The 21079-nt window shown below is 68.8% G+C and carries 16 protein-coding genes; 5 read left to right on the top strand and 11 right to left on the bottom strand.

The window, feature by feature from the left end; translation table 11 throughout:
- Window positions 1–3: 3 nt before the first annotated feature.
- On the bottom strand, window positions 4–1182 hold the full coding sequence (locus tag FJM51_RS02095; protein WP_210240185.1) for an NAD(P)/FAD-dependent oxidoreductase: 1179 nt from the start codon (window positions 1180–1182) through the stop codon (window positions 4–6).
- 146 nt (window positions 1183–1328) lie between these two features.
- Window positions 1329–4781: a pyruvate carboxylase gene (locus FJM51_RS02090; protein WP_140452439.1), complete on the bottom strand. Its 3453-nt coding sequence runs from the start codon at window positions 4779–4781 to the stop codon at window positions 1329–1331.
- Between the two features lie 226 nt (window positions 4782–5007).
- Between FJM51_RS02090 and FJM51_RS02085 the strand changes: the two genes are divergently transcribed.
- The gene (locus FJM51_RS02085; protein ID WP_140452438.1) at window positions 5008–5616 is read left to right on the top strand and encodes a hypothetical protein; all 609 of its coding nucleotides are present in this window, start codon (window positions 5008–5010) and stop codon (window positions 5614–5616) included.
- Between the two features lie 51 nt (window positions 5617–5667).
- On the opposite strand, the gene FJM51_RS02080 is transcribed toward FJM51_RS02085, so the two are convergent.
- The 5 genes from FJM51_RS02080 to FJM51_RS02060 all read right to left on the bottom strand — a co-directional run bounded on the left by FJM51_RS02080 (window position 5668) and on the right by FJM51_RS02060 (window position 11558).
- On the bottom strand, window positions 5668–6972 hold the full coding sequence (locus tag FJM51_RS02080; protein ID WP_140452437.1) for a peptidoglycan -binding protein: 1305 nt from the start codon (window positions 6970–6972) through the stop codon (window positions 5668–5670).
- Between the two features lie 4 nt (window positions 6973–6976).
- Entirely contained in the window at window positions 6977–8158 is a 1182-nt protein-coding gene (locus FJM51_RS02075; RefSeq protein ID WP_140452436.1) for a biopolymer transporter ExbB, read from the bottom strand.
- 224 nt (window positions 8159–8382) lie between these two features.
- Entirely contained in the window at window positions 8383–9483 is a 1101-nt protein-coding gene (locus FJM51_RS02070) for a TRAP transporter substrate-binding protein (RefSeq protein WP_140452435.1), read from the bottom strand.
- A 37-nt stretch (window positions 9484–9520) separates the two neighbouring features.
- A complete protein-coding gene (locus tag FJM51_RS02065; RefSeq protein ID WP_140452434.1) occupies window positions 9521–10987 on the bottom strand; it encodes a TRAP transporter large permease in 1467 nt (488 codons plus the stop codon).
- Window positions 10988–11018: 31 nt separating this feature from the next.
- Window positions 11019–11558, bottom strand: a complete 540-nt coding sequence (locus FJM51_RS02060; protein ID WP_140452433.1) for a TRAP transporter small permease subunit — start codon at window positions 11556–11558, stop codon at window positions 11019–11021.
- 512 nt (window positions 11559–12070) lie between these two features.
- Here FJM51_RS02060 and FJM51_RS02055 point away from each other — a divergent pair.
- Entirely contained in the window at window positions 12071–13825 is a 1755-nt protein-coding gene (locus tag FJM51_RS02055; protein ID WP_140452432.1) for an acetolactate synthase 3 large subunit, read from the top strand.
- Between the two features lie 16 nt (window positions 13826–13841).
- A complete protein-coding gene (gene ilvN / locus FJM51_RS02050; protein WP_140452431.1) occupies window positions 13842–14414 on the top strand; it encodes an acetolactate synthase small subunit in 573 nt (190 codons plus the stop codon).
- A 150-nt stretch (window positions 14415–14564) separates the two neighbouring features.
- Here ilvN and FJM51_RS02045 read toward each other — a convergent pair whose 3' ends face one another.
- The 3 genes from FJM51_RS02045 to FJM51_RS02035 all read right to left on the bottom strand — a co-directional run bounded on the left by FJM51_RS02045 (window position 14565) and on the right by FJM51_RS02035 (window position 19214).
- A complete protein-coding gene (locus tag FJM51_RS02045) occupies window positions 14565–15167 on the bottom strand; it encodes a nitroreductase family protein (protein WP_140452430.1) in 603 nt (200 codons plus the stop codon).
- Between the two features lie 121 nt (window positions 15168–15288).
- Window positions 15289–15582 carry an Rdx family protein gene (locus FJM51_RS23630; protein ID WP_181164416.1) on the bottom strand — a complete coding sequence of 98 codons (294 nt, stop codon included), beginning with the start codon at window positions 15580–15582 and terminating at the stop codon, window positions 15289–15291.
- Between the two features lie 14 nt (window positions 15583–15596).
- A complete protein-coding gene (locus tag FJM51_RS02035) occupies window positions 15597–19214 on the bottom strand; it encodes a hydantoinase B/oxoprolinase family protein (RefSeq protein WP_181164409.1) in 3618 nt (1205 codons plus the stop codon).
- 67 nt (window positions 19215–19281) lie between these two features.
- Here FJM51_RS02035 and FJM51_RS02030 point away from each other — a divergent pair, with 67 nt between their 5' ends.
- Together FJM51_RS02030 and FJM51_RS02025 are read left to right on the top strand one after the other, a co-directional pair.
- On the top strand, window positions 19282–19764 hold the full coding sequence (locus tag FJM51_RS02030) for a GNAT family N-acetyltransferase (protein WP_140452427.1): 483 nt from the start codon (window positions 19282–19284) through the stop codon (window positions 19762–19764).
- Between the two features lie 66 nt (window positions 19765–19830).
- Entirely contained in the window at window positions 19831–20532 is a 702-nt protein-coding gene (locus FJM51_RS02025; RefSeq protein ID WP_140452426.1) for a molecular chaperone DjiA, read from the top strand.
- 27 nt (window positions 20533–20559) lie between these two features.
- Here the strand turns inward: FJM51_RS02025 and dtd are convergent, their stop codons facing one another.
- Window positions 20560–21000, bottom strand: coding sequence for a D-aminoacyl-tRNA deacylase (gene dtd / locus FJM51_RS02020; protein ID WP_140452425.1), 441 nt, complete (start codon window positions 20998–21000; stop codon window positions 20560–20562).
- Between the last annotated feature and the right edge of the window lie 79 nt (window positions 21001–21079).

Here is a 21079-nt window from a genome sequence, read left to right as displayed (position 1 = left end):
GGATCAGTCCTCGGCCAGGCGGAACAGCCCGGCGTCGGCGTCGCGGTCCCCGCGCAGCTCGGTCGCGATCAGCTCCGCCGCGATGCGCGAGAAGGTGATCCCGTCGCGGCCGCGGCCGAGCAGCGCGTAGATCCGGGGCCGCGCCCGCAGCCGCGAGATCATCGGCAGGCCCGTCGCGCTCACCCCGAGGAAACCGGACCAGGCGTAGTCCGGCGTCGGGTCGATCCCCGGCAGGAGCCGCGCGAGCTTCCTCGAGAGCTTCGCCGCCTTCGCGAGGGTCCGCGCCTCGCGCGCCTCCGGATCGGTCAGCGCCTCCTCCTCGCCGCCGCAGATCACCCGGCCGTCCGCCGTCGCGCGCAGGTGGAGAGAGGGATCGGAGGCCTCGCGGATCAGCGCGGCCCCGGGCCAGAGCCGCGCCTTCTGGGGCCTGGTCGCCATCGCCCAGGTCGCGACGATCTCGTGCCGCTCGGAGGGGACCAGCGCGTCGAGTTCGGAGCCGGTCGCGAGCACGACGTGTTTCGCCGAGATGACCGGTCCGTCCGCCGTCTCGACGGTGACGCCGCCGACCGCCTGCCGGTAGCCCACCGCCGCGACCGGCGCGTAGGCGCGCGCGCCCCGCACGATCGCCGCGCGCATCAGACCGGAGGCGAGCTTGCGCGGATCGAGCGCGAGGTTGGCCGGGCTCAGGATCGCCCCTGCCCGCTCGATCCCGAAACGCTCGCGCAGTTCGCCCGCCGTCAGATAGCGCGCCTCGATCCCCGCCGCCCGCCGCGCCTCCGCCTCCGTCCTGAGGCCCGAGCCGGTGAGCAGCGACCCGGCGAGATAGAGCGAGGGCCGCGCCGCCATCTCGCAGGGGATCCCGAGCTCGTCGATCCGCGCGGCGAGATTCGCCACCGCGAGCCGCGACCGCCGCCAGGCCCGCCGCGCCGCCTCGAGCCCGATGCTCCGCGCGAGCCGGGTCAGCGGCGTGTCGATCTCGTAGCGGACGAGCGCGGTGCTCGCCGCGGTCGATCCCGCGACCGGACCGCGCCGGTCGATCATCACGACGCCCCAGCCCTCGTCGGTCAGCGCCTCGGCGATCATCGCGCCGGAAACCCCCATCCCGACCACCAGCACATCGGTCGCGATATCCCCCGACAGCGGCTCCGCCGGAACCTTCGGCGCGCGGTAGGCGGACCACACGGACCGGCCGCTCCGGAGCTCGAGGTCCGGCGGAAACGCCGCGCCGCCGCCGGCGGGAAGCGTGGTGGCAGCCGACATGGGAGGGGGCCTTTCGGAAACGGTCTCCGCCGGGCGGCGACGGCGCGCCGCCCGGCGGAGAGAGGAACTCAGTCGAGTTCGAGTTCGATCAGCAGGTCCTTGGCATCGACCTGGGCGCCGGGAGAAACGTGGAGCGCCTTGACCTTGCCCGCCTTGTCCGCGTGCAGGCCCGTCTCCATCTTCATCGCCTCGATGGTGCAGAGCAGGTCGCCCGGCTTCACCGCGAGGCCGACCGAGACCGCCACCGTGGCGATCACGCCGGGCATCGGCGCCGCGACATGCGCCGGATTGCCGGTCTCCGCCTTCGGCCGCTTCGGCGCCGCGGACTTCATCTTGCGGTTCGGCACCCGCACCGTGCGCGGCTGGCCGTTCAGCTCGAAGAAGACGCGCACCTCACCGTCCTCGTTGGTCTCGCCGAAGGCGGTCAGCCGGATCTCCAGCGTCTTGCCGGGGTCGATCTCGGCCGAGATTTCCTGGCTCGGCTCCATCCCGTAGAGATAGACCGGCGTCGGCAGCGTGCGCACCGGGCCGTAGTCGCGGTGCCGCGCCATGTAGTCGAGGAAGACCTTCGGATACATCAGGTAGCCGCAGAAATCCTCGTTGTCGATCTCCTCGCCCGCGACCTGACCCTTGAGATCCGCGAGCATCGTGTCGAGATCGGCGGGCGGCATCACCGCGCCGGGGCGGTCGGTCGAGGGCGCCTCGCCCTTCAGGATCTTGCGCTGCAGCGCCTCGGGCCAGCCCCCCGGCGGCTGGCCGATGCTGCCCTTGAACATGTCGACCACGCTGTCGGGGAAGACCACCTCCACCGCGGGATTCTCGACATCCTCCGGGCTCAGCCCCTGCGCCACCATCATCAGCGCCATGTCGCCCACGACCTTCGAGGACGGCGTCACCTTCACGATGTCGCCGAACATCCGGTTCACCTCGGCGTAGCGATGCGCCACCTCGTGCCAGCGTTCCTCGAGCCCCATCGAGCGCGCCTGCGCCTTGAGGTTGGTGAACTGGCCGCCCGGCATCTCGTGGAGATAGACTTCCGAGGCCGGCGCCTGCAGCCCGGCCTCGAAGGCGAGATACTGGCCCCGCACCGCTTCCCAGTAGTCCGAGATCCGGCGGATCGCCTCGATGTCGAGGCCGGTGTCGCGCTCGGTGTGCCGGAGCGCCTCGACGATCGAGCCGAGGCAGGGCTGCGAGGTGCTGCCCGAGAAGGCGTCCATCGCCGCGTCCACCGCGTCCACCCCCGCGTCGGCGGCGGCGAGGATCGTCGCCGCGGCGACGCCGCTCGTGTCATGGGTGTGGAAATGGATCGGAAGCCCGGTCTCCTCCTTCAGCGCCTTGACGAGCACCCGCGCGGCGGCGGGCTTCAGCAGCCCCGCCATGTCCTTCAGCCCGAGCACATGCGTACCGGCGGCCTTCAGCTCCTTCGCCATGGCGACGTAGTACTTCAGGTCGTACTTCGCCCGGTCCGGATCGAAGATGTCGCCGGTGTAGCAGATCGAGGCCTCGAGGATCTTGCCGGTCCCGAGCACCGCCTCCATCGCGACGCGCATGTTCTCGACCCAGTTCAGCGAGTCGAAGACGCGGAACACGTCCACGCCCGATTCCGCCGCCTGTTTCGTGAAGGCCACGACGACATTGTCGGGATAGTTGGTGTAGCCGACCCCGTTCGACGCGCGCAGCAGCATCTGCGTCATCAGGTTCGGCATCGCCGCGCGCAGGTCCCTGAGCCGCTGCCACGGACATTCCTGCAGGAAGCGGTAGGCGACGTCGAAAGTCGCGCCCCCCCAGCATTCGACGCTGAAGAGCTCCGGCAGCATCTCGGCGTAGGCCGGCGCCACCTTGATCATGTCGTAGGAGCGCATCCGCGTCGCGAGCAGGCTCTGGTGCGCGTCGCGCATCGTGGTGTCGGTGACGAGGACGCGCTTCTGCGCGAGCATCCAGTCCGCGACGGCCTGGGGACCCTCCGCCTCCAGAAGCTGCCGCGTGCCATCCTTCGGCTTGTCCACCAGCGAGAGCACCGGCGGCTTCGGCACCCGCGCCTCGGCCGGCGGCTTCGCCCGGCCCGACGTCTCCGGGTGCCCGTTGACCGAGATGTCGGCGATGTAGGTCAGGATCTTCGTCGCCCGGTCGCGCCGACTCTCGAACTGGAAGAGCTCGGGTGTCGTGTCGATGAACTTCGTCGTGTAGCTGAGGTCGAGGAAGGTCGGGTGCTTCAGGAGATTCTCGACGAAGGCGATGTTGGTCGAGACGCCCCGGATCCGGAACTCCCGGAGCGCCCGGTCGAGCCGCGCAATCGCCGCCTCCGGCGTCGGCGCCCAGGCCGTCACCTTCTCGAGCAGCGAATCGTAGTAGCGCGTGATCACCGCGCCGGAATAGGCGGTGCCGCCGTCGAGCCGGATGCCCATGCCGGTCGCGCCGCGATAGGCGGTGATCCGGCCGTAGTCGGGGATGAAGTTGTTCTGCGGATCCTCGGTGGTGATGCGGCACTGCAGCGCGTGGCCGTGCAGTTGCACGTCGGCCTGGGACGGCGCGCCGGTCGCCTCGGCGATGGTGGCGCCCTCGGCGAGCATGATCTGCGCGCGCACGATATCGATTCCGGTGACTTCCTCGGTCACCGTATGCTCGACCTGGACGCGCGGATTGACCTCGATGAAGTAGAATTTGCCCGAATCGCGGTCCATCAGGAACTCGACCGTGCCCGCGCATTCGTAATTGGCCGCCGCGCAGATCTTGAGCGCGAGCCCGCAGACCTCCTCGCGCTGCGCCTGATTCAGGTAGGGCGCGGGGGCGCGCTCGACGACCTTCTGGTTGCGCCGCTGCACCGAGCAGTCGCGCTCCCAGAGATGGTAGAGATGGCCGTACTGGTCGCCGAGGATCTGCACCTCGACGTGGCGCGCGTTCTGGATCAGCTTCTCGAGATAGCCCTCGCCGTTGCCGAAGGCGTTCTGCGCCTCGCGCCGGCCCTCCAGCACCTTTTCCTCGAGCTCATCGGCGGCCATGATTGGCCGCATGCCGCGGCCGCCGCCGCCCCAGGAGGCCTTGAGCATGAAGGGATAGCCGACCTCCTCGGCCATCCGGCGCACTTCCTCCATGTCGTCGGGCAGCACCTCGGTCGCGGGCACCACCGGCACGCCGGCGGCCATCGCCACCTTGCGCGCGCTGGCCTTGTCGCCCAGCATCCGCATCGTCGCGGCCTTCGGCCCGATGAAGGTGATCCCGGCCTCGACGCAGGCATCGACGAGATCGGGGTTCTCCGAGAGCAGCCCGTAGCCCGGATGGATCGCATCCGCGCCGGACATCTTCGCCACGCGGATGATCTCCGGGATCGACAGATAGGCCGCGACCGGACCCAGCCCCTCGCCGATCCGGTAGGCCTCGTCCGCCTTGAACCGGTGCAGGCCGAGCTTGTCCTCCTCCGCGAAGACCGCGACGGTCTTCTTCCCCATCTCGTTGGCCGCGCGCATCACGCGGATCGCGATCTCGCCGCGATTGGCGATGAGGATCTTGTTGAAGTTCTTCATGGATGGACAATCCCCCGTCAGACCGGTGCAACGGACAAGTCGTAGACCACCGCGGCGCAGCACACAATCGCGCCTTAAGGATTGGGATCCTTACCCCTCGCGCCCCGAACGCACCTCGCCCGCCGCGCGTCGGAGCATGCGCCGAGGGCGCGGTCGGCCCGGTGGAAGAAGAGGCGCCGTCTTGGTATCATTTCATCCGCGTCACCGCGAGCGAAAGGGGGGTCGGATGCCCATCGACAAAGCCGCCCATGTCGAGATATGTAAGAATCTTTACAATGTGGGCATGGAAAATTACCGATATTTTGGAACGCTTCGCGCTACGGTTTCTTATATGCCGGCCGTGATATCCCTCACGATTCTAACGGTATTATCCGTATTGAAAAACAATATTGTTTTTCCATTTCTATTTTTGGCATTTGTTTTCATTCTTATATATTCTATTAACATTTTTCTGCAAGCTGAGCAGATGCTGTGTAAATATTTCTGCGGCAAATGCGAAGCGGATTGGCACATGGTCGCCGCCGGCGGAGTCCTGGAGCCTCAAAGATATCGATACTATCGGTCATGCGCTATTCAGGAAGCCTTGAACAGAAGTGAAGCGATTGCAAATATTCTGAATGATGAAGGCTCCATCTCTGGACATTGGAAAAATATCAGGAATGTATTCAGGGTGAAGCCGGATTACGCTTCCCGGACGCTGGCATCGTTTCTGGTGGTCGTCGCATTTATCCTCCCGGCAACGTCGCTGATATCCCGCGATGCCGTCGACGATGCCCCGACGCAGGTCACCATCGCAACTTCATGTCCGCCGACTCCCGCCGGGACGCCCCCCTGACGTCGCCCTCGCGGCGGCGCGCGAGAAGACGCCTTCGGTCTCGACCGCGGCTCAGCGCTCCGTGAACTTGAGCTCGATCCGGCGGTTGCGCGCCAGCGCCTCCGGGCCGTCGCCGGTGTCGATCGGCTGGAATTCCCCGAAGCCGGTGGCGGCGAGCCGGTTCGCCGGGATCCCCTCCGCCTCGATCATGTAGCGCACGACCGAGAGCGCGCGTTCCTGGCTGAGCTCCCAGTTGTCGCGATACGGGCTGCCGGGGCCGACCGGAGTGCGGTCGGTATGCCCGTCGACACGCAGGATCCAGTCGATCCCCGAGGGAATGTCGTTCATGATGCCCCGGATCACCCCGGCGACGCGGGCGACCTGGGCCTGGCCCTCGGCGTTGAGCGTGGCCGAACCCGGCGCGAAGAGCACTTCCGAGGGGAAGACGAAACGGTCCCCGACCACCTCGACCCCCTCCTGCGACCCGAGGATGTCGCGCATCCGGCCGAAGAATTCGGAGCGGTAATGCTCCAGATCCTTCGCCTCGGCCTCGAGCCGCCTGCGCTCCTTCTCCTCGAGCGCGGCGCGGGCGGCCTGTTCGGAGGCGACCTTGGCGAGGGCGGCGTTGAGATTGGCCCCGAGCGTCTCGACCTGCACCTGGTTCGCCGCGTCCTCGGCCCTGGCCTGGTCGAGGAGCCCTTGCAACGCCGCGAGCTGGTCCCGAAGCTGCGCCGTCTGCTGGTTCAGCAGCGCGATCTGGCGCTGGCCCTCGGCCGAGACATCCTTCTGGTCGGCGAGGAGCGCGCGCGCCTGGGCGAGTTCGGCGGCCTTCCTGCGCGCGTCGTCGAGCGTCGTCGCCTGTTCCGCCGAGAGCTTGTCGCGCGCCGCCTCGGCGGCGGCGAGCAGCGTCAGCGTCTCCTCCGCCTTCCGCCGCTCCTCCTCGAGCTTCATGTTCATCGCGGTCAGCGCGGCGGAATTGCCGGCGAGCTCGTCCCGCAGCCCCGCCACCTCGGCGGAACGCGCGTCGCGCGCCTGCTCGGCGGCGGTGAGTTGCTGGCCGAGGTCGGTGTTGCTCGACATCAGCTCGGCGATCCGCGCCTGGGCCGCCTCGCGCTGCGCGCGCAGCGTGGCGACGAGCGCGGTCTGGGTGTCGGCCCGGCTGCGTTCCAGCCCCAGCGCGTCGCCGAGGCTCGCGACCTGGGCGGAGAGGCTCTCGATGTCGTTCTTCTGGCCGGTGATCGTGTCCTTCAGCACGTATTGCACGATCATGAAGATCGAGAGCACGAAGAAGAGGATCATCAGGAGCGCGCCCATCGCATCGACGAAGCCGGGCCAGATCGTCCCGTGGAACTTGTTGGCACGCACCCGCAGCGCCATCGCCTCAGGGCCTCCGCGGCCCGAGGTGGCGCAACGCCTCGGTCAGCGTCGCGAGCTCCTGGCGCATCTCGGTCACGAGATCCTGCCGGCCGGCCGAGAGATCCTCGAGAATGCGCAGCACCTGCGTGTCGATCGAGCGCAGCCGCGCCCGCGTCTCGGCGTCGAGCCGCCCGGTATCCTCGTCGCGCGCGCTCAGGAGGCTCGCGACGCGCTCCTGCGCCGCGGCGATGCGCTCCATCACCGCCCGGTCCGCCGCGCGCGCCTCGGGCGCGGCCATCGCCTCGGCGAGCGCGCTCACGCGCGCGTCGCTCTCCTCCGCCCGTGCCACCATCCGCTCGATCATCTCGCGCAAGCTCTCGATCTGCCCGGCCGTGTGTTCGAGCACGGCGAGCACGTTGCCCGCGTTGACCTCGTCCCCTTCCATTCCGGGCAGGCCGACCTTGGTGATCGAGGAGAGCCATTCCTCGAGCTCGCGGTAGAAGCGGCCCTGCCCGTGGCCGGTGAAGAGGTCGAGCAGGCCGACGACGAGCGAGCCCGCGAGGCCGAGCAGCGACGAGGCGAAGGCGGTTCCCATGCCGCCGAGCTGTCCCTCGAGCCCCGACATCAGCCGGTCGAAGACATTGACCGCGTCCTGCCCCGGTTCGGGCGCGAGGCTGCGGATCGTGTTCACCACCTGCGGCACCACGGTCGCGAGCCCGTAGAACGTGCCGAGCAGGCCGAGGAAGATCAGCAGGTTGATGAGATAGCGCGTCAGGTCGCGCTGCTCGTCGAGCCGGGTGGCGACGGAATCGAGGATCGAGCGGCTCGAGGTCGAGGTGAGCGCCCGCCGGGCGCGGCGCTCGCTCAGCATCGCGGCGAGCGGGGCGAGCAGGCCGGGCGCCTTGGTGAATTCGTGCCCCGGCCGGTCGAGCGCGAAACCCTCGATCCAGCTCACCGAGGCGATGAGCGTCCCGACCTCCCAGAAGCAGGAGGCGACGCCGATCACGAAGACGCAGCCGATGAAGCCGTTGAGCCAGGGCGAGGCGAGAAAGACCGGCTTCACCTGCGGAAACAGCAGCACCGCGAGCGCGGCGACGAGGCCGAGCACGATCAGCATCATCACGATCTGGCGTACCGGCTGCGAGAAGCGGGGTCCGGGAGCCGGCGCGTTCCGGGTTCTGAGCTCCTGTCGCGCGTTCGCCGCCATGCGTGTGCCGTCTCCTGATCGCGCGCGATGCCCGGGCGCGGTCGCGACCTTACTGCGCCGCGACCGCCATTCCAACCGGCATTGTCGAAACGGTAAACGCCATCAAGGCCTTGCCCGGCCCGGGAAACGCGGCCGGAAACGCGTCTGGCCGAGGCGCGCGCGCGCCCCGGCCAGCGAGAGATGGAGGAGATCCGCCCGGAGCCCGGCGCGGATCCCCGTCCCGATCAGCCCTTGGTGCGGTTGCGGATCTGGAAGGTGTCGAAGCTGTATTCGGCGACCTGGTACCAGAGATACCCCTCGCCGCGGTAGGCCTTCATGCTGTCCCAGATCTGCTTGAAATCGGCGTTGGAGGCCGAGATCTCGTCATAGACCTCGTGCGACGCCGCGAAGGCCGCCTCGAGCACGTCCTGCGGGAAGGGCTTCAGCTTCGCGCCCCCGGCGATCAGGCTCTTCAGCGCGCCCGGGTTCAGCGTGTCGTAGCGCGCCATCATGTCCGTGTTGGCATAGGCGCCCGCGTTGATCATGATCGCCTTGTAGTCCTCGGGCAGCTCGTTCCACTTGTCGAGGTTGATGAAGAAGTGGATCGTCGGGCCGCCTTCCCAGAAGCCGGGATAGTAGTAGTAGGGCGCGACCTTGTTGAAGCCGAGCTTCTGGTCGTCATAGGGCCCGATCCATTCCGCCGCGTCGATCGTGCCGCGCTCCAGCGAGGGATAGATGTCGCCGCCCGGGATCTGCTGCGGCACGACGCCGAGCTTCTCCATCACCTTGCCGGCGATGCCGGCGATGCGCATCTTGACGCCCTTGAGATCCTCGGCGGAGGTGATCTCCTTGCGCCACCAGCCGCCCATCTGCACGCCGGTATTGCCGCCGGCGATGCCGTAGAGGTTCTGCTTCGCGTAGAAGGCGTTCAGCATGTCGTTGCCGCCGCCCTGGTAGAGCCAGCCGTTCATCAGCCGCGCATTGAGCCCGAACGGCACGGCGGTGCCTAGCGCGAAGGTCGGATCCTTGCCCCAGTAGTAGTAGGAGCAGGTATGCGCCATCTCGACGGTGTTGGTGGCGACGGCCTCGGCCGCCTGCGGGGTCGGCACGATCTCGCCCGCGGGGAAGACCTGGATCTCGATCTTGCCGCCCGACATCGCCTTCACGTGGTCGGCGAAGGTCTCCGCCGCGCCGTAGATCGTGTCGAGCGAGCGCGGGAAGCCCGAGGTGAGGCGCCAGCGTATCGTCGGCGCCTCCTGCGCGATCGCCGGGGCGGCGAGCGGCGCCGCGAGCGCGGCGGCGGCGCCGCCGGTCGCGGCGGTCTTCAGGAACTTGCGTCTTTCCATGTGGTTCATTCCTCCCTTGATGGTTTGCGATCGGCCGTCACTTGGCCGGTTCGGAAAAGTCCGGCGCCGGCGCGATGTCGAGCCCGGGCAGGCCGCCTTCGGTGTCGGGCGCCTCGATCCCCGGCACCACGAGATTGTCGAGCTGCTGCTGCACCGCCGCCGGGTCGAGTTCCTCGTGCTCGCCGATGAACCCCGTCACCACGCCGGGGAAGAACACGAGGATCCCCACCATGATGAGCTGCAGGCAGATCCAGGGGATCGAGCCCCAGTAGATGTCGCGGCTCTTCACCTCGGGCGGCGCGATGCCGCGCAGGTAGAAGAGCGCGAAGCCGAAGGGCGGGTGCATGAACGAGGTCTGGATGTTGGCGCAGAGCAGCAGCCCGAACCAGATCATGTTGATGTCGAGCGCGTGCGCGGCCGGCAGCAAGAGCGGCACGACGATGAAGCAGATCTCGAAGAAGTCGAGGAAGAAGGCCAGGAAGAAGACGAAGACCATCACGAAGAGCAGGAACCCCGTCCGCCCGCCCGGCAGGCTCGAGAGCATGTGCTCGATCCAGCGGCCGCCGTTCACGCCCTGGAAGACGAGGCTGAACACCGTCGCGCCGATCAGGATGAAGACCACCATCGAGGTGATCCGCGCCGTCGTCACCATCGCCTGCCACAGCGTCGGCACCGAGAAGCGGCGATGCAGGATCGAGAGCAGGATCGCGCCGCAGGCCCCCATCGCGCCGGCCTCCGTCGGCGTCGCCAGGCCAAGGAAGATGGTGCCGAGCACGAGGAAGATCAGCACGAGCGACGGGACCATGCCCTTCGCGACCTTGAGCGCCAGCGCCCAGCCGCGAAGCGTGCGCGCCTCCGCCGGCAGCGGCGGCACCAGCGCGGGCCGGAAGAGCGCGAGCACGAGGATGAAGGCGAGGAAGAGCGAGATCTGCAGGATCGAGGGTCCGACCGCGCCGAGATACATGTCGCCGACCGAGACGCCGAGCTGGTCGGCGAGGATGATGAGCACGAGCGAGGGCGGGATCACCTGGGCGATCGTGCCCGAGGCCGCGATGACGCCGGTGCCCACCCGCATGTCGTAGCCGTACTTGAGCATCACCGGGAGCGAGATCATCCCCATCGCGATGACCGAGGCCGCGACCGTCCCGGTGACCGCGCCGAGGATCGCGCCGACGAGCACGACGGCGAAGGCGAGGCCGCCCGGAAACGGCCCGAAGAGCTGCCCCGCCCCCTCGAGCAGATCCTCGGCCAACCCGCTTCGCTCCAGCACCGCGCCGAGGAAGGTGAAGAACGGGATCGCGAGCAGCAGGTCGTTCGACATGATGCCGAAGGTCCGGTAGGGCAGCGCCTGCAGGAACTCCGGCCCGAAATAGCCGACCTGGATCGCGAGGAAGCCGAAGAACAGCCCCAGCGCCGCGAGCGAGAAGGCGACCGGGAAGCCGAACAGCAGGAAGCAGACGAGGCCGGCGAACATCGTCGGCGCCATGTAGCCGTATTCGAGCATCAGAGGGCCTTTCCGAAGGGAAGCCGCGCCGTCATTGCACCGGGCGCTCGTATTCGAGCGTCTCGTCCGAGTCGCCGCGCAGGCCCGCGACGCGCTTGATGAGCTCCGAGATCCCCTGGAGCAGCACGAGGAACAGCCCGACCGGCAGCAGGAGCTTCACCGGCCAGAGCACGGTTCCGCCGGCGTTGGAGGAATGCTCGTTGCTGAGATAGGCGGTCATGAAGAATTCCCACGCGTAGAAGCCCATGATGAGCATCGCGGGGAAGAGAAAGGCGATGATCCCGAAGACGTCGGTCCAGAGCTTGCCCCGGTGCGACCGCGGACCGTAGAGCAGGTCGACCCGGACATGCTCGTTCATCTTCAGCACCTGCGCCGCGCCGAGCAGGAAGATGCCGGCGAACATCTGCCACTGCACCTCGAGCCAGGCATTGGAACTGATGTTGAAGAGATAGCGCGACAGCGCGTTCAGCGCGCTCGTCAGGCAACTGAGCAGCACGAGCCCCGCCGAGATCCAGCCGAAGAACAGGCTGATCCGGTCGATGACACCCGAGAGCCGAAGCAGACCCTTCATCGATTTCCTCCCCTTGCACCGCGATCTTCAGGCCGCGTGTGATCCGTCCCAGTCTGGGTAACGACGGAACATCATCACCGCAATCCTCTTTCCGAAGCTTTACACCCACGCACCTTCGGGACGGGGCGGAACCCCGACCATCGTCTGGTCCCCGGGCCGGGCGCCGCTCGCCCCGCCCCGGCGCCCGCCGGCCGGAAAGCCGCGTCCTGATTCGCCCGCCGCCGCCGGGCGCCGGAGCGCCGATCACTATCGGTCGGACAGCGACGATCACGCGACAGAAAAGAACACATGTTCCCCGGACAGCGCAACTTTCGGCGGCCGGAAGTGTTGACCTTCGCCCTTCGTCCACATAAGAGCTACCCCACGGAGGATCCTATGACCGGACGGCTAGTAATCGTAGGAAGGCGCGGGGACTCGGCGGGGCGGTAGCCTCGACCGACGAGACCGTGCCATCGCCCCCTTCGCAGGGGGTTTTTTTATGGCCTGGGAGCCAAGCGAGACGGAGACGGAAGATGACCCGCCACATGACAGGCGCGCAGATCGTGATCCAGGCCCTGAAGGATCAGGGCGTGGACACCATTTTTGGCTATCCCGGCGGCGCGGTACTTCCGATCTATGACGAGCTGTTCCAGCAGAACGACATCCGCCACATCCTGGTCCGGCACGAGCAGGCGGCGACCCACGCCGCCGAGGGCTACGCGCGCTCGACCGGCAAGCCGGGCTGCGTCATCGTGACCTCCGGCCCCGGAGCCACCAACGCCGTCACCGGCCTCACGGACGCGCTGATGGACTCGATCCCGATGGTCGTGCTCTCCGGCCAGGTTCCGACCTTCATGATCGGCAACGACGCCTTCCAGGAGGCCGATACCGTCGGCATCACCCGCCCCTGCACCAAGCACAACTGGCTGGTGAAGGACACGGCGGATCTCGCCACGACGATCCATCAGGCCTTCCATGTCGCGACCCATGGCCGGCCCGGCCCGGTCCTCGTCGACATCCCGAAGGACGTCCAGTTCGCCACCGCCGCCTATCTGCCGCCGGAGAAGGCGCGGGTCTCGCATTACCAGCCGAAGACCAAGGCCGATCCGGAGGCGATCCTCGCCGCGGTCGAGGCGATCGAGCGGGCCGAGCGGCCGGTCTTCTATACCGGCGGCGGGATCGTGAATTCGGGGACCGCGGCCTGCGCGGCGCTGCGCGACCTGGTCGGGGCGACGGGTTTCCCGATCACCTCGACGCTGATGGGCCTCGGCGCCTATCCGGCGAGCGGCGAGGCCTGGATCGGCATGCTCGGGATGCACGGCTCCTACGAGGCGAACTGGGCGATGCATGACTGCGACGTCATGATCTGCCTCGGCGCGCGGTTCGACGACCGGATCACCGGGCGGACCGACGCGTTCAGCCCGCATTCCTACCGGATTCACGTCGACATCGACCCGTCCTCGATCAACAAGAACATCCACGTCCATGTCCCGATCGTCGCCGACGTCGGCTCCGCGATCGAGGACATCCTCGCGCTCTGGCGCGAGCGCGGCGCGAGGACCAATGCCGGGCCGGTGCAGAAATGGTGGAAGCAGATCGCGCTCTGGCGCGAGAAGGACTGCTTCGGCTTTCGCCGCTCGGATCAGGTCATCAAGCCGCAATACGCGCTCCAGCGGCTCGAGGCGCTGACCAAGGGCCACGACCGCTACATCACCACCGAGGTCGGCCAGCACCAGATGTGGGCGGCGCAGTACCTCGGCTTCGAGGAGCCGAACCGCTGGATGACCTCCGGCGGGCTCGGCACGATGGGCTACGGCTTCCCCGCCTCGATCGGCGTGCAGATCGCCCATCCCGAGAGCCTCGTCATCAACGTCGCGGGCGAGGCGTCCTGGCTCATGAACATGCAGGAGATGGGCACGGCGACGCAGTTCCGCCTGCCGGTGAAGCAGTTCATTCTCAACAACGAGCGCCTCGGCATGGTCCGCCAGTGGCAGGAGCTGCTGCATGGCGAGCGCTACTCCGCGTCGTGGTCGGAATCGCTGCCCGATTTCGTGAAGCTCGCCGAATCCTTCGGCTGGAAGGGCATCCGCTGCGACAGCCCGGCCGATCTCGACGCGGCGATCAGGGAGATGATCGAGCATCCGGGCCCGGTCCTCTTCGACTGCCTCGTGGAAAAGCACGAGAACTGCTTCCCGATGATCCCCTCGGGCAAGGCGCATAACGAGATGCTCCTCGGCGAGGACGCGACCCAGGGTGCGATCGGCGCCGCCGGCGCGGTCCTGGTCTGAGGCGAGGGAGAGCGAGATGAACGCGCTGCACATCAAGAAGGGCGCCTCGAGCCACAGCGCCTATGACCTCCGGAACCCGCTCGGGGACCAGCGGGAGACGCATACGCTCTGCGTGCTTGTCGACAACGAGGCGGGCGTGCTCGCCCGCGTGATCGGGCTCTTCTCCGGCCGGGGCTACAACATCGAGAGCCTCACCGTGGCGGAGACCGACCACCTCGGCCACCGCTCGCGGATCACGATCGTCACGACCGGCACCCCGGCGGTGATCGAGCAGATCAAGGCGCAGCTCTCGCGGCTGGTGCCGGTGCATCAGGTCAACGACCTGACCGTGGAGGGGCCTGCGGTCTCGCGCGAGCTCGCGCTCATCAAGGTCGCGGGCACGGGCGAGCGCCGCGTCGAGGCGATGCGCCTCGCCGAGGTGTTCCGCGCGAAGGTGGTGGACACGACGCTCGAGAGCTTCGTCTTCGAGCTGACCGGCGCGCCGACCAAGGTCGACGCCTTCATCGAGCTGATGCGCCCGCTCGGCGTGGTCGAGGTGGCGCGCACCGGCGTCGCCGCGATCGCGCGCGGCGGCTTCGCGCCGGATTGAGCGGCGGAGGCGGACCGCGGTCCGCCCCACGGAGCGAAGTAGGGCGGACATCTGTCCGCCTTCCCCGCCGCGCCGGATGGCGGACCGAGGTCCGCCCTACGCCAAAGAAAAAGGCCGCGCCCGGGGCGCGGCCTTGGTGCTTCAGCCAGTTCAGGCGGTGAGTTCGCCCTTGAAGACGACTTCCGCGAGCGGCTTGCGCTTGCTCGGCACCTCGCCGCCGCGCAGGCCCTCCGGCAGGACCGAGGGATCGGCGATCCGGCCGATCGCGGTCGCGGCCTCGACGCGGTAGCCTTCTGGCACGCCAAGTCCCTCGTTCAGCGCGTCGAATTTCAGCCCGGTCATGCCGTGGGCGTAGAAGCCCGACAGACGCGCCTGCAGCGACAGCAGGCCCCAGGCGGCGCCGGCGTCGAAGGAATGGCTGTAGAGCTCGGTCTCCTTCTCGGCGCCCGGCGCGAGGCTGTGCGTCTTCGAGACGATGAAGACCAGCGCGCCGGCGTCCTTCGCCCAGCTCTGGTTGAACTCGACCAGAAGGCCGAGGAGCTTGTCGAATTCCGGCGTGCCCTTCAGCGCGTAGACGAAGCGCCAGGGCTGAAAGTTGTAGGCCGAGGGCGCCCAGTGCGCGGCCTCGAGGATCCTCAGCAGTTCCGCCTCGGTCAGCGGCTGCCCGTCATAGGCGCGCGGCGACCAGCGGTCGAGAAACAGCGGATCGACATCGTGTTCCGAGGTGCGGGTGATGGGGGTGATCTGGTTCATGGCACTCGTTCCTTTCCGCGGCCTTCCCGCCGCTCACGGAACACATCTATCGCGTCACGGACCGAAACCAAGTGGTTTCGCGCGCAATAGAGCTATGCCGATATGGAAACAGTCGCCCGGCTCATGCCGGATTGGCACGGTCGACATGGCCGAGATCGCGCTCCGGATCGATCCGGTCGCGCACCAACCGCTTCAGCGTCCGGACATCGGGAAAGCCGCCGTCGCGCTTGCGTTCCCAGATCAGGTCGTCGCCGACCCGGATCTCGAAGATCCCGCCCGTGCCGGGAATCAGCGTGACCGAGCCCAGTTCCTCCGAGAAGGTCGAGAGCAGTTCCTGCGCCATCCAGGCGGCGCGAAGCAGCCAGTGGCACTGCGTGCAATAGGCGATCGAGACGCCCGGCTTCCCGTTTTCCACCCTGTCCTCCGCGCTCAATTCGCCCCGTACCCGCCGCCGCCCGGGGTCTCCAGCCAGTAGACATCCCCCGCAGCCACCTCGGTCCGGTCGGCCGAGGCAAGCTCGTCCACCCGGCCGTCCGCCCGCGCGACGCGGGTGCGCCCCGGCCCGCCCGGGCTCCCTCCGTCGAGGCCCGGCGGCGGCACGACGCGGTGGCCGGAGAGGATCGCCACCGTCATCGGTTCGAGGAAACGCACCCGCCGCGTCACGCCGTCGCCGCCGCGCCAGCGCCCCGCCCCGCCCGAGCCCGCGCGGATCGAGAATTCGTCGAGCACGACCGGGAAGCGCCATTCGAGGACCTCCGGATCGGTCAGCCGCGAATTGGTCATGTGGCTGTGCACGCCGCTCGTCCCGTCGTAGCCGCTCCCGTCCGAACGCCGCCCCGCGCCGGTGCCGCCGCAGATCGTCTCGTAGTACTGGTACTTCGCATTGCCCCAGGTGGTGTTGTTCATCGTCGACTGCGCCGCCGCCTGGACGCCGAGCGCGAGGAAGAGCGCCGAGGTCACCGCCTGGCTCGTCTCCACGTTGCCCGCGATCACCGCGGCCGGATAGTCCGGGCTCAGCATCGTGCCGCGCGGAAGGACCACCTCGAGCGGCTTCATCACGCCTTCGTTCATCGGGATCGCGTCGTCGACCAGACAGCGGAACACATAGAGCACCGCCGCCCGCGTCACCGGCTCCGGCGCGTTGTAGTTGGTCGCGAGCTGCGCCGTGGTCCCGGTGAAGTCGATCCGGGCCGAGCGCGCCGCCCTGTCGACCGTGATCCGCACCCGGATCTCGCGCGGCGCGCCGTCGAAATCGGGATCCATCGCATAGGTGTATTCGCCGTCGGAAAGCACGTCGATCACGCGGCGCACGCTCTCCTCGGCATTGTCCTGCACATGGCCCATGTAGGCCTCGACCGTCGCGAGCCCGAAATGCGCGACCATCCTGCCGAGTTCGCCCGCGCCCCGGGCGCAGGCGGCGACCTGGGCGCGCAGATCGGCGAGGTTCACCTCCGGCGCGCGCGCCGGATAGCGCGCTGAGAGCAGCAGGTCACGCGTCTCCGCCTCGCGGAACCGGCCCTCGTCCACCAGCAGCCAGTTGTCGATATAGGCGCCCTCGTCATGGATGTCGCGGCTGTCGGGCGGCATCGATCCGGGCGTGAGCCCGCCCACATCGGTATGGTGCCCGCGCGCCGCGACGAAGAAGAGCACGCGTTCCCCCGCCCCGTCCCAGACGGGAGAAACCACCGTGATGTCAGGCAGATGCGTGCCGCCGTTGTAAGGCGCGTTGAGCGCGAAGACCTGACCCGGCCGCATCCCCGGATTCTGCGCGAGGATCGCCTTGACGCTCGCGCCCATCGAGCCGAGATGCACCGGCATGTGCGGCGCGTTCGCGATCAGGTCGCCCTCCGCGTCGAAGACGGCGCAGGAGAAGTCGAGCCGCTCCTTGATCGTGACGGAGGCGGCGGTGTTCTCCAGCACCGCGCCCATCTGCTCGGCGATCGACATGTAGAGGTTGTTGAAGACCTCGAGCAGCACCGGATCGGCCCTGGTCCCCAGCGCGACCCGCGCCGGGCGCGCCTCGACCCGGCGAAGCTCCACATGGTCGTGCGCGGTGATCCGCGCCTGCCAGCCCGGCTCGATCAGGATCGAGGTATGCGGCTCGACCAGCACCGCCGGCCCGGTCAGCCGGTCGCCGGGGCGAAGCGCCTCGCGCCTGACGAAACGCGTATCGCGCCATTCGCCGTCGAGAAAGACCGGAGCCACCGTCGCGGTCTCGTAGGCGTCCTCGCCGCGCTCGACCTCCGCCGCCGCGGTCTCGCTTAGATCGGCCGCGTCGCCGATCGCCTCCGCCTCCACCGAGTCGATGACCAGCGGACGCGCGCCCGGATCGAAGCCGAAGCGGGCGCGATGCGCGGCCGCGAAACCCTCCCGCATCGCCTCGACGCCCGCGAAATCGACCGGCAGCGCGGCGTCGGTGCCCTGGACCTTCAGCCGGACGCGGCGCTCCAGCGCGATCCGTCCCGCGTCCACGCCCTGCCCCGCGACCTCGGCCCGGACGTCGGCCCCGAGCGCGTCGAGCCGCGCCTCCGCGGTCGCCGCGCCCTCGGCCTCGAGCACCGCTTCCACCCCTTCCGCCCGTGTCGCGCGGATATCGGCGAGCCCCATGCCGTAGGCGGAGAGCAGCGAGGCCATCGGGTGGATCAGGCAGACCTCCATCCCGAGCGTATCCGCGATCGCGCAGGCATGCTGCGCCCCCGCGCCGCCGAAGACCGTCAGGCAGTATTCGGTGACGTCGTAGCCGCGCTGGACGCTGATCTTCTTGATCGCGTTCGCCATGTTCTCGACGGCGATCCTGAGGAACCCCTCGGCGGCCTCCTCCGCCGGCTTGCCGATCTCGCGGCCAAGCGCCGCGAATTTCTCCCGCGTCGCCTCGGTTGCGAGCGGCTGGTCGGCATGGGGGCCGAAGATCGCCGGGAAGAACTCGGGCCGGAGCCGCCCGGTCAGCACGTTCGCATCCGTCACCGCCAGCGGCCCGCCCCGGCCATAGCAGGTCGGCCCCGGATTGGCGCCCGCGCTTTCCGGTCCGACCCGCATCCGCGCGCCGTCGAAGGTCAGGAGCGAGCCACCCCCGGCGGCGACGGTGTGGATATGCATCATCGGCGCGGTGACGCGGACGCCGGCGATCTCCGAATGCAGCACCCGCTCGAATCCGCCGGCGAAATGGCAGACATCGGTGGAGGTGCCGCCCATGTCGAAGCCGATGATCCGCTCCTGTCCCGCGATCCCGCTGGTGCGGACCGCGCCGACCACGCCGCCCGCCGGCCCCGACAGGATCGCGTCCTTGCCCTGGAAGAGCGTCGCATCCGTCAGCCCGCCGGAGGACTGCATGAACATGAGCTTGCCTTGCATCTCCCCCTCGAAGGCGCCCGCCACGCGGTCGATGTAGCGGCGCAGGATCGGGGAGAGATAGGCGTCGACCACCGTCGTGTCGCCCCGGCTGACCATCCGCATCAGCGGGCTCACCTCGTGGCTGACCGAGACCTGGGCGAACCCCGCGGCGCGGGCGAGTTCCGCCGCCCGCGCCTCGTGCGCCGGGTGACGGTAGCCGTGGATGAAGACCACCGCGCAGGCGGTGATCCCACTCGCCCGCGCCTCCGCGAGCTCCGCGGCCAGATGCGCATCATCGAGCGGCAGTTCGACGGCGCCATCGGCGCGTACCCGCTCCCGCGCCTCGATCACCCGCGCGTAGAGCATCTCGGGCAGCGTGATCTCGCGGTCGAAGAGCCGCGGCCGGTTCTGGTAGCCGAGCCGAAGCTGCTGCCCGAGCCCCCGCGTGGTCACGAGAACGACCGGCTCCCCCTTGCGCTCCAGCAGCGCGTTGGTGGCGACCGTGGTCCCCATCTTGACGCTCGCGACGCGCTCCGCCGGGATCCGCGCCCCGGCGTCGAGCCCGAGGAAGCCCCGGATGCCATGGAGCGCCGCGTCCTCGTACTGTTCGGGATTCTCGGAGAGAAGCTTCGCGCGGCGCAGCCGCCCTTCGGGATCGCGGGCGACGATGTCGGTGAAGGTGCCGCCGCGGTCGATCCAGAAATCCCAGGTATCCATGCTCTCTCCCGACCCTCGACAGCCCCGCGCGGGGCGCCTATGCGGGACTATTCGACGGAGCTTCACGATGGTCACAATCAGGCACGCCACCGAGGGGGATGCAAGCGCCATCGCCGCGCTCTGGAACCACATCATCCGCGACACGATCGTTACCTTCAACCCGGCGGAGAAAAGCCTGGCCGAGGTGGCGGAGGCGATCGCGACCCGCCCCGCCTTTCTCGTGGCGGAGGAGCGGGGCTTTCTCGGCTTCGCCACCTTCGCCCAGTTCCGGGGCGGCCCCGGTTATGCGCGGACGATGGAGCACACGATCCTGCTCGCGCCCGAGGCCCGCGGCCGGGGCGTCGGGCGCGCGCTCCTCTCGGCGATCTGCGCGGCGGCGCGCGACGCGGGCGCGCATACGCTCGTCGCCGGCGTCTCGGGCGAGAACGCGGCCGGCCTCGCCTTTCACCTCGCGCGGGGCTTCGTCGTGACCGGCCGCATGCCGGAGGTCGGCTGGAAATTCGGCCGCTGGCACGATCTCGTGCTGATGCAGAAGACGCTCGACGCGTAGGAACGTCTTCGCGCGCGGTCCCGAATGCCCTATGCGCCTTGGCGTCGCATTTGCTAAGGTGGCGGGATGTCGATCTGGACCCGCATCACGGAAGTCATCTCCGCCATCGTCGCCAGGGGCGAGGCGCTGCTCTCGATGTTCGAGCGGCGCGCCGCGCCGCCGGAACGCAGCGTCGCCTTCACCATCGCGATCATCTGCCTCGCCGCGAAGATGGCGAAGGCGGACGGGCGGGTGAATGCCTCCGAGGTCACGGCCTTCCGCCAGGTCTTCCACATCGACCCGCGCGACGAGCCGGCGGCCGCGCGCGTCTTCAACCTCGCGCGGCAGGACATCGCCGGGTTCGAGGCCTATGCCAGCCAGATCGCCCGCATGTTCGCCGATCAGCCGCGCATTCTCGAGGATCTGCTGGAGGGGCTCTTCCACATCGCGCTCGCGGACGGGAGCTATCACGAGCAGGAGGCCGGTTTCCTGTCGCGCGTCGCGGAGATCTTCGGCGTTCCGGAGGCGGTCTTCGCCTGCGTCGAGGCGCGGATGACCTCGAGCGAGGCCCGCGACCCCTGGAAGGTGCTGGGCGTCCCGCGCGAGGCCTCGCTGCCCGAGGTCCGCTCGCGCTGGCGCGAACTGGTGCGCGCGCATCACCCGGACAAGATGATCGCCCGCGGCCTGCCGGTCGAGACGGTGAACCTCGCCAATGCCCGGCTCGCCACGATCAACCGGGCCTGGGAGGAAATCTCGCGCCGCGCGCGCGAGTTGCAGCCGGCGGAGTGAGCGGCGCGGCGGGGCGCCGCGGCCCCGCTAGCGTTCGGTGTCGAGCCAGATGGTCACCGGCCCGTCGTTGACGAGCGACACCGCCATGTCGGCGCCGAACTCGCCCATGCCGACCTCGACGCCCTGCTCGCGCAACTGCCCGGCGAAATGCTCGTAGAGCCGCCGTCCCTCCTCCGGCGCCGCGGCGGTGGAGAAACCCGGGCGGTTGCCCTTGGTCTCGGCGGCGAGGGTGAACTGGCTCACGACGAGCGCCGCGCCGCCCGTGTCGAGGAGCGAGCGGTTCATCCGTCCCTCGGCGTCGCGGAAGATCCGGAGCGCGACGATCTTCCGCGCGAGCCAGGCCGACTGCGCCTCGCCGTCGCCGCGCATCGCGCAGACGAGGATCACGAGGCCCGGGCCGATCCGGCCGGTTACCCGCTCGCCGACGCGCACCTCGGCGCCGGTGGTGCGCTGGACGAGGGCGCGCATGGCTGTCTTCCTTCCATGGGAAAAGCCGCCGCGGGAAGCGGCGGCTCAGCAGGCCGGCCCGGGTGAGCCGGCCGGCCTT

This window comes from Amaricoccus solimangrovi (assembly GCF_006385685.1).
GTDB lineage: Bacteria > Pseudomonadota > Alphaproteobacteria > Rhodobacterales > Rhodobacteraceae > Amaricoccus > Amaricoccus solimangrovi.
Note: the sequence above shows the minus strand (reverse complement) of the source record. Positions and strands in the feature narration are given on the sequence as shown.

Excerpts from the sequence above, each read along its gene's own strand:
- FJM51_RS02030 (WP_140452427.1), top strand. The coding sequence starts at position 19,282 with ATGGTCACAATCAGGCACGCCACCGAGGGGGATGCAAGCGCCATCGCC.
- FJM51_RS02085 (WP_140452438.1), top strand. The coding sequence starts at position 5,008 with ATGCCCATCGACAAAGCCGCCCATGTCGAGATATGTAAGAATCTTTAC.
- FJM51_RS02045 (WP_140452430.1), bottom strand. The coding sequence starts at position 15,167 with ATGAACCAGATCACCCCCATCACCCGCACCTCGGAACACGATGTCGAT.
- FJM51_RS02060 (WP_140452433.1), bottom strand. The coding sequence starts at position 11,558 with ATGAAGGGTCTGCTTCGGCTCTCGGGTGTCATCGACCGGATCAGCCTG.
- FJM51_RS02035 (WP_181164409.1), bottom strand. The coding sequence starts at position 19,214 with ATGGATACCTGGGATTTCTGGATCGACCGCGGCGGCACCTTCACCGAC.
- FJM51_RS02090 (WP_140452439.1), bottom strand. The coding sequence starts at position 4,781 with ATGAAGAACTTCAACAAGATCCTCATCGCCAATCGCGGCGAGATCGCG.
- FJM51_RS02070 (WP_140452435.1), bottom strand. The coding sequence starts at position 9,483 with ATGGAAAGACGCAAGTTCCTGAAGACCGCCGCGACCGGCGGCGCCGCC.
- FJM51_RS02055 (WP_140452432.1), top strand. The coding sequence starts at position 12,071 with ATGACCCGCCACATGACAGGCGCGCAGATCGTGATCCAGGCCCTGAAG.
- FJM51_RS02075 (WP_140452436.1), bottom strand. The coding sequence starts at position 8,158 with ATGGCGGCGAACGCGCGACAGGAGCTCAGAACCCGGAACGCGCCGGCT.
- dtd (WP_140452425.1), bottom strand. The coding sequence starts at position 21,000 with ATGCGCGCCCTCGTCCAGCGCACCACCGGCGCCGAGGTGCGCGTCGGC.
- FJM51_RS02065 (WP_140452434.1), bottom strand. The coding sequence starts at position 10,987 with ATGCTCGAATACGGCTACATGGCGCCGACGATGTTCGCCGGCCTCGTC.
- FJM51_RS02080 (WP_140452437.1), bottom strand. The coding sequence starts at position 6,972 with ATGGCGCTGCGGGTGCGTGCCAACAAGTTCCACGGGACGATCTGGCCC.
- ilvN (WP_140452431.1), top strand. The coding sequence starts at position 13,842 with ATGAACGCGCTGCACATCAAGAAGGGCGCCTCGAGCCACAGCGCCTAT.
- FJM51_RS02025 (WP_140452426.1), top strand. The coding sequence starts at position 19,831 with ATGTCGATCTGGACCCGCATCACGGAAGTCATCTCCGCCATCGTCGCC.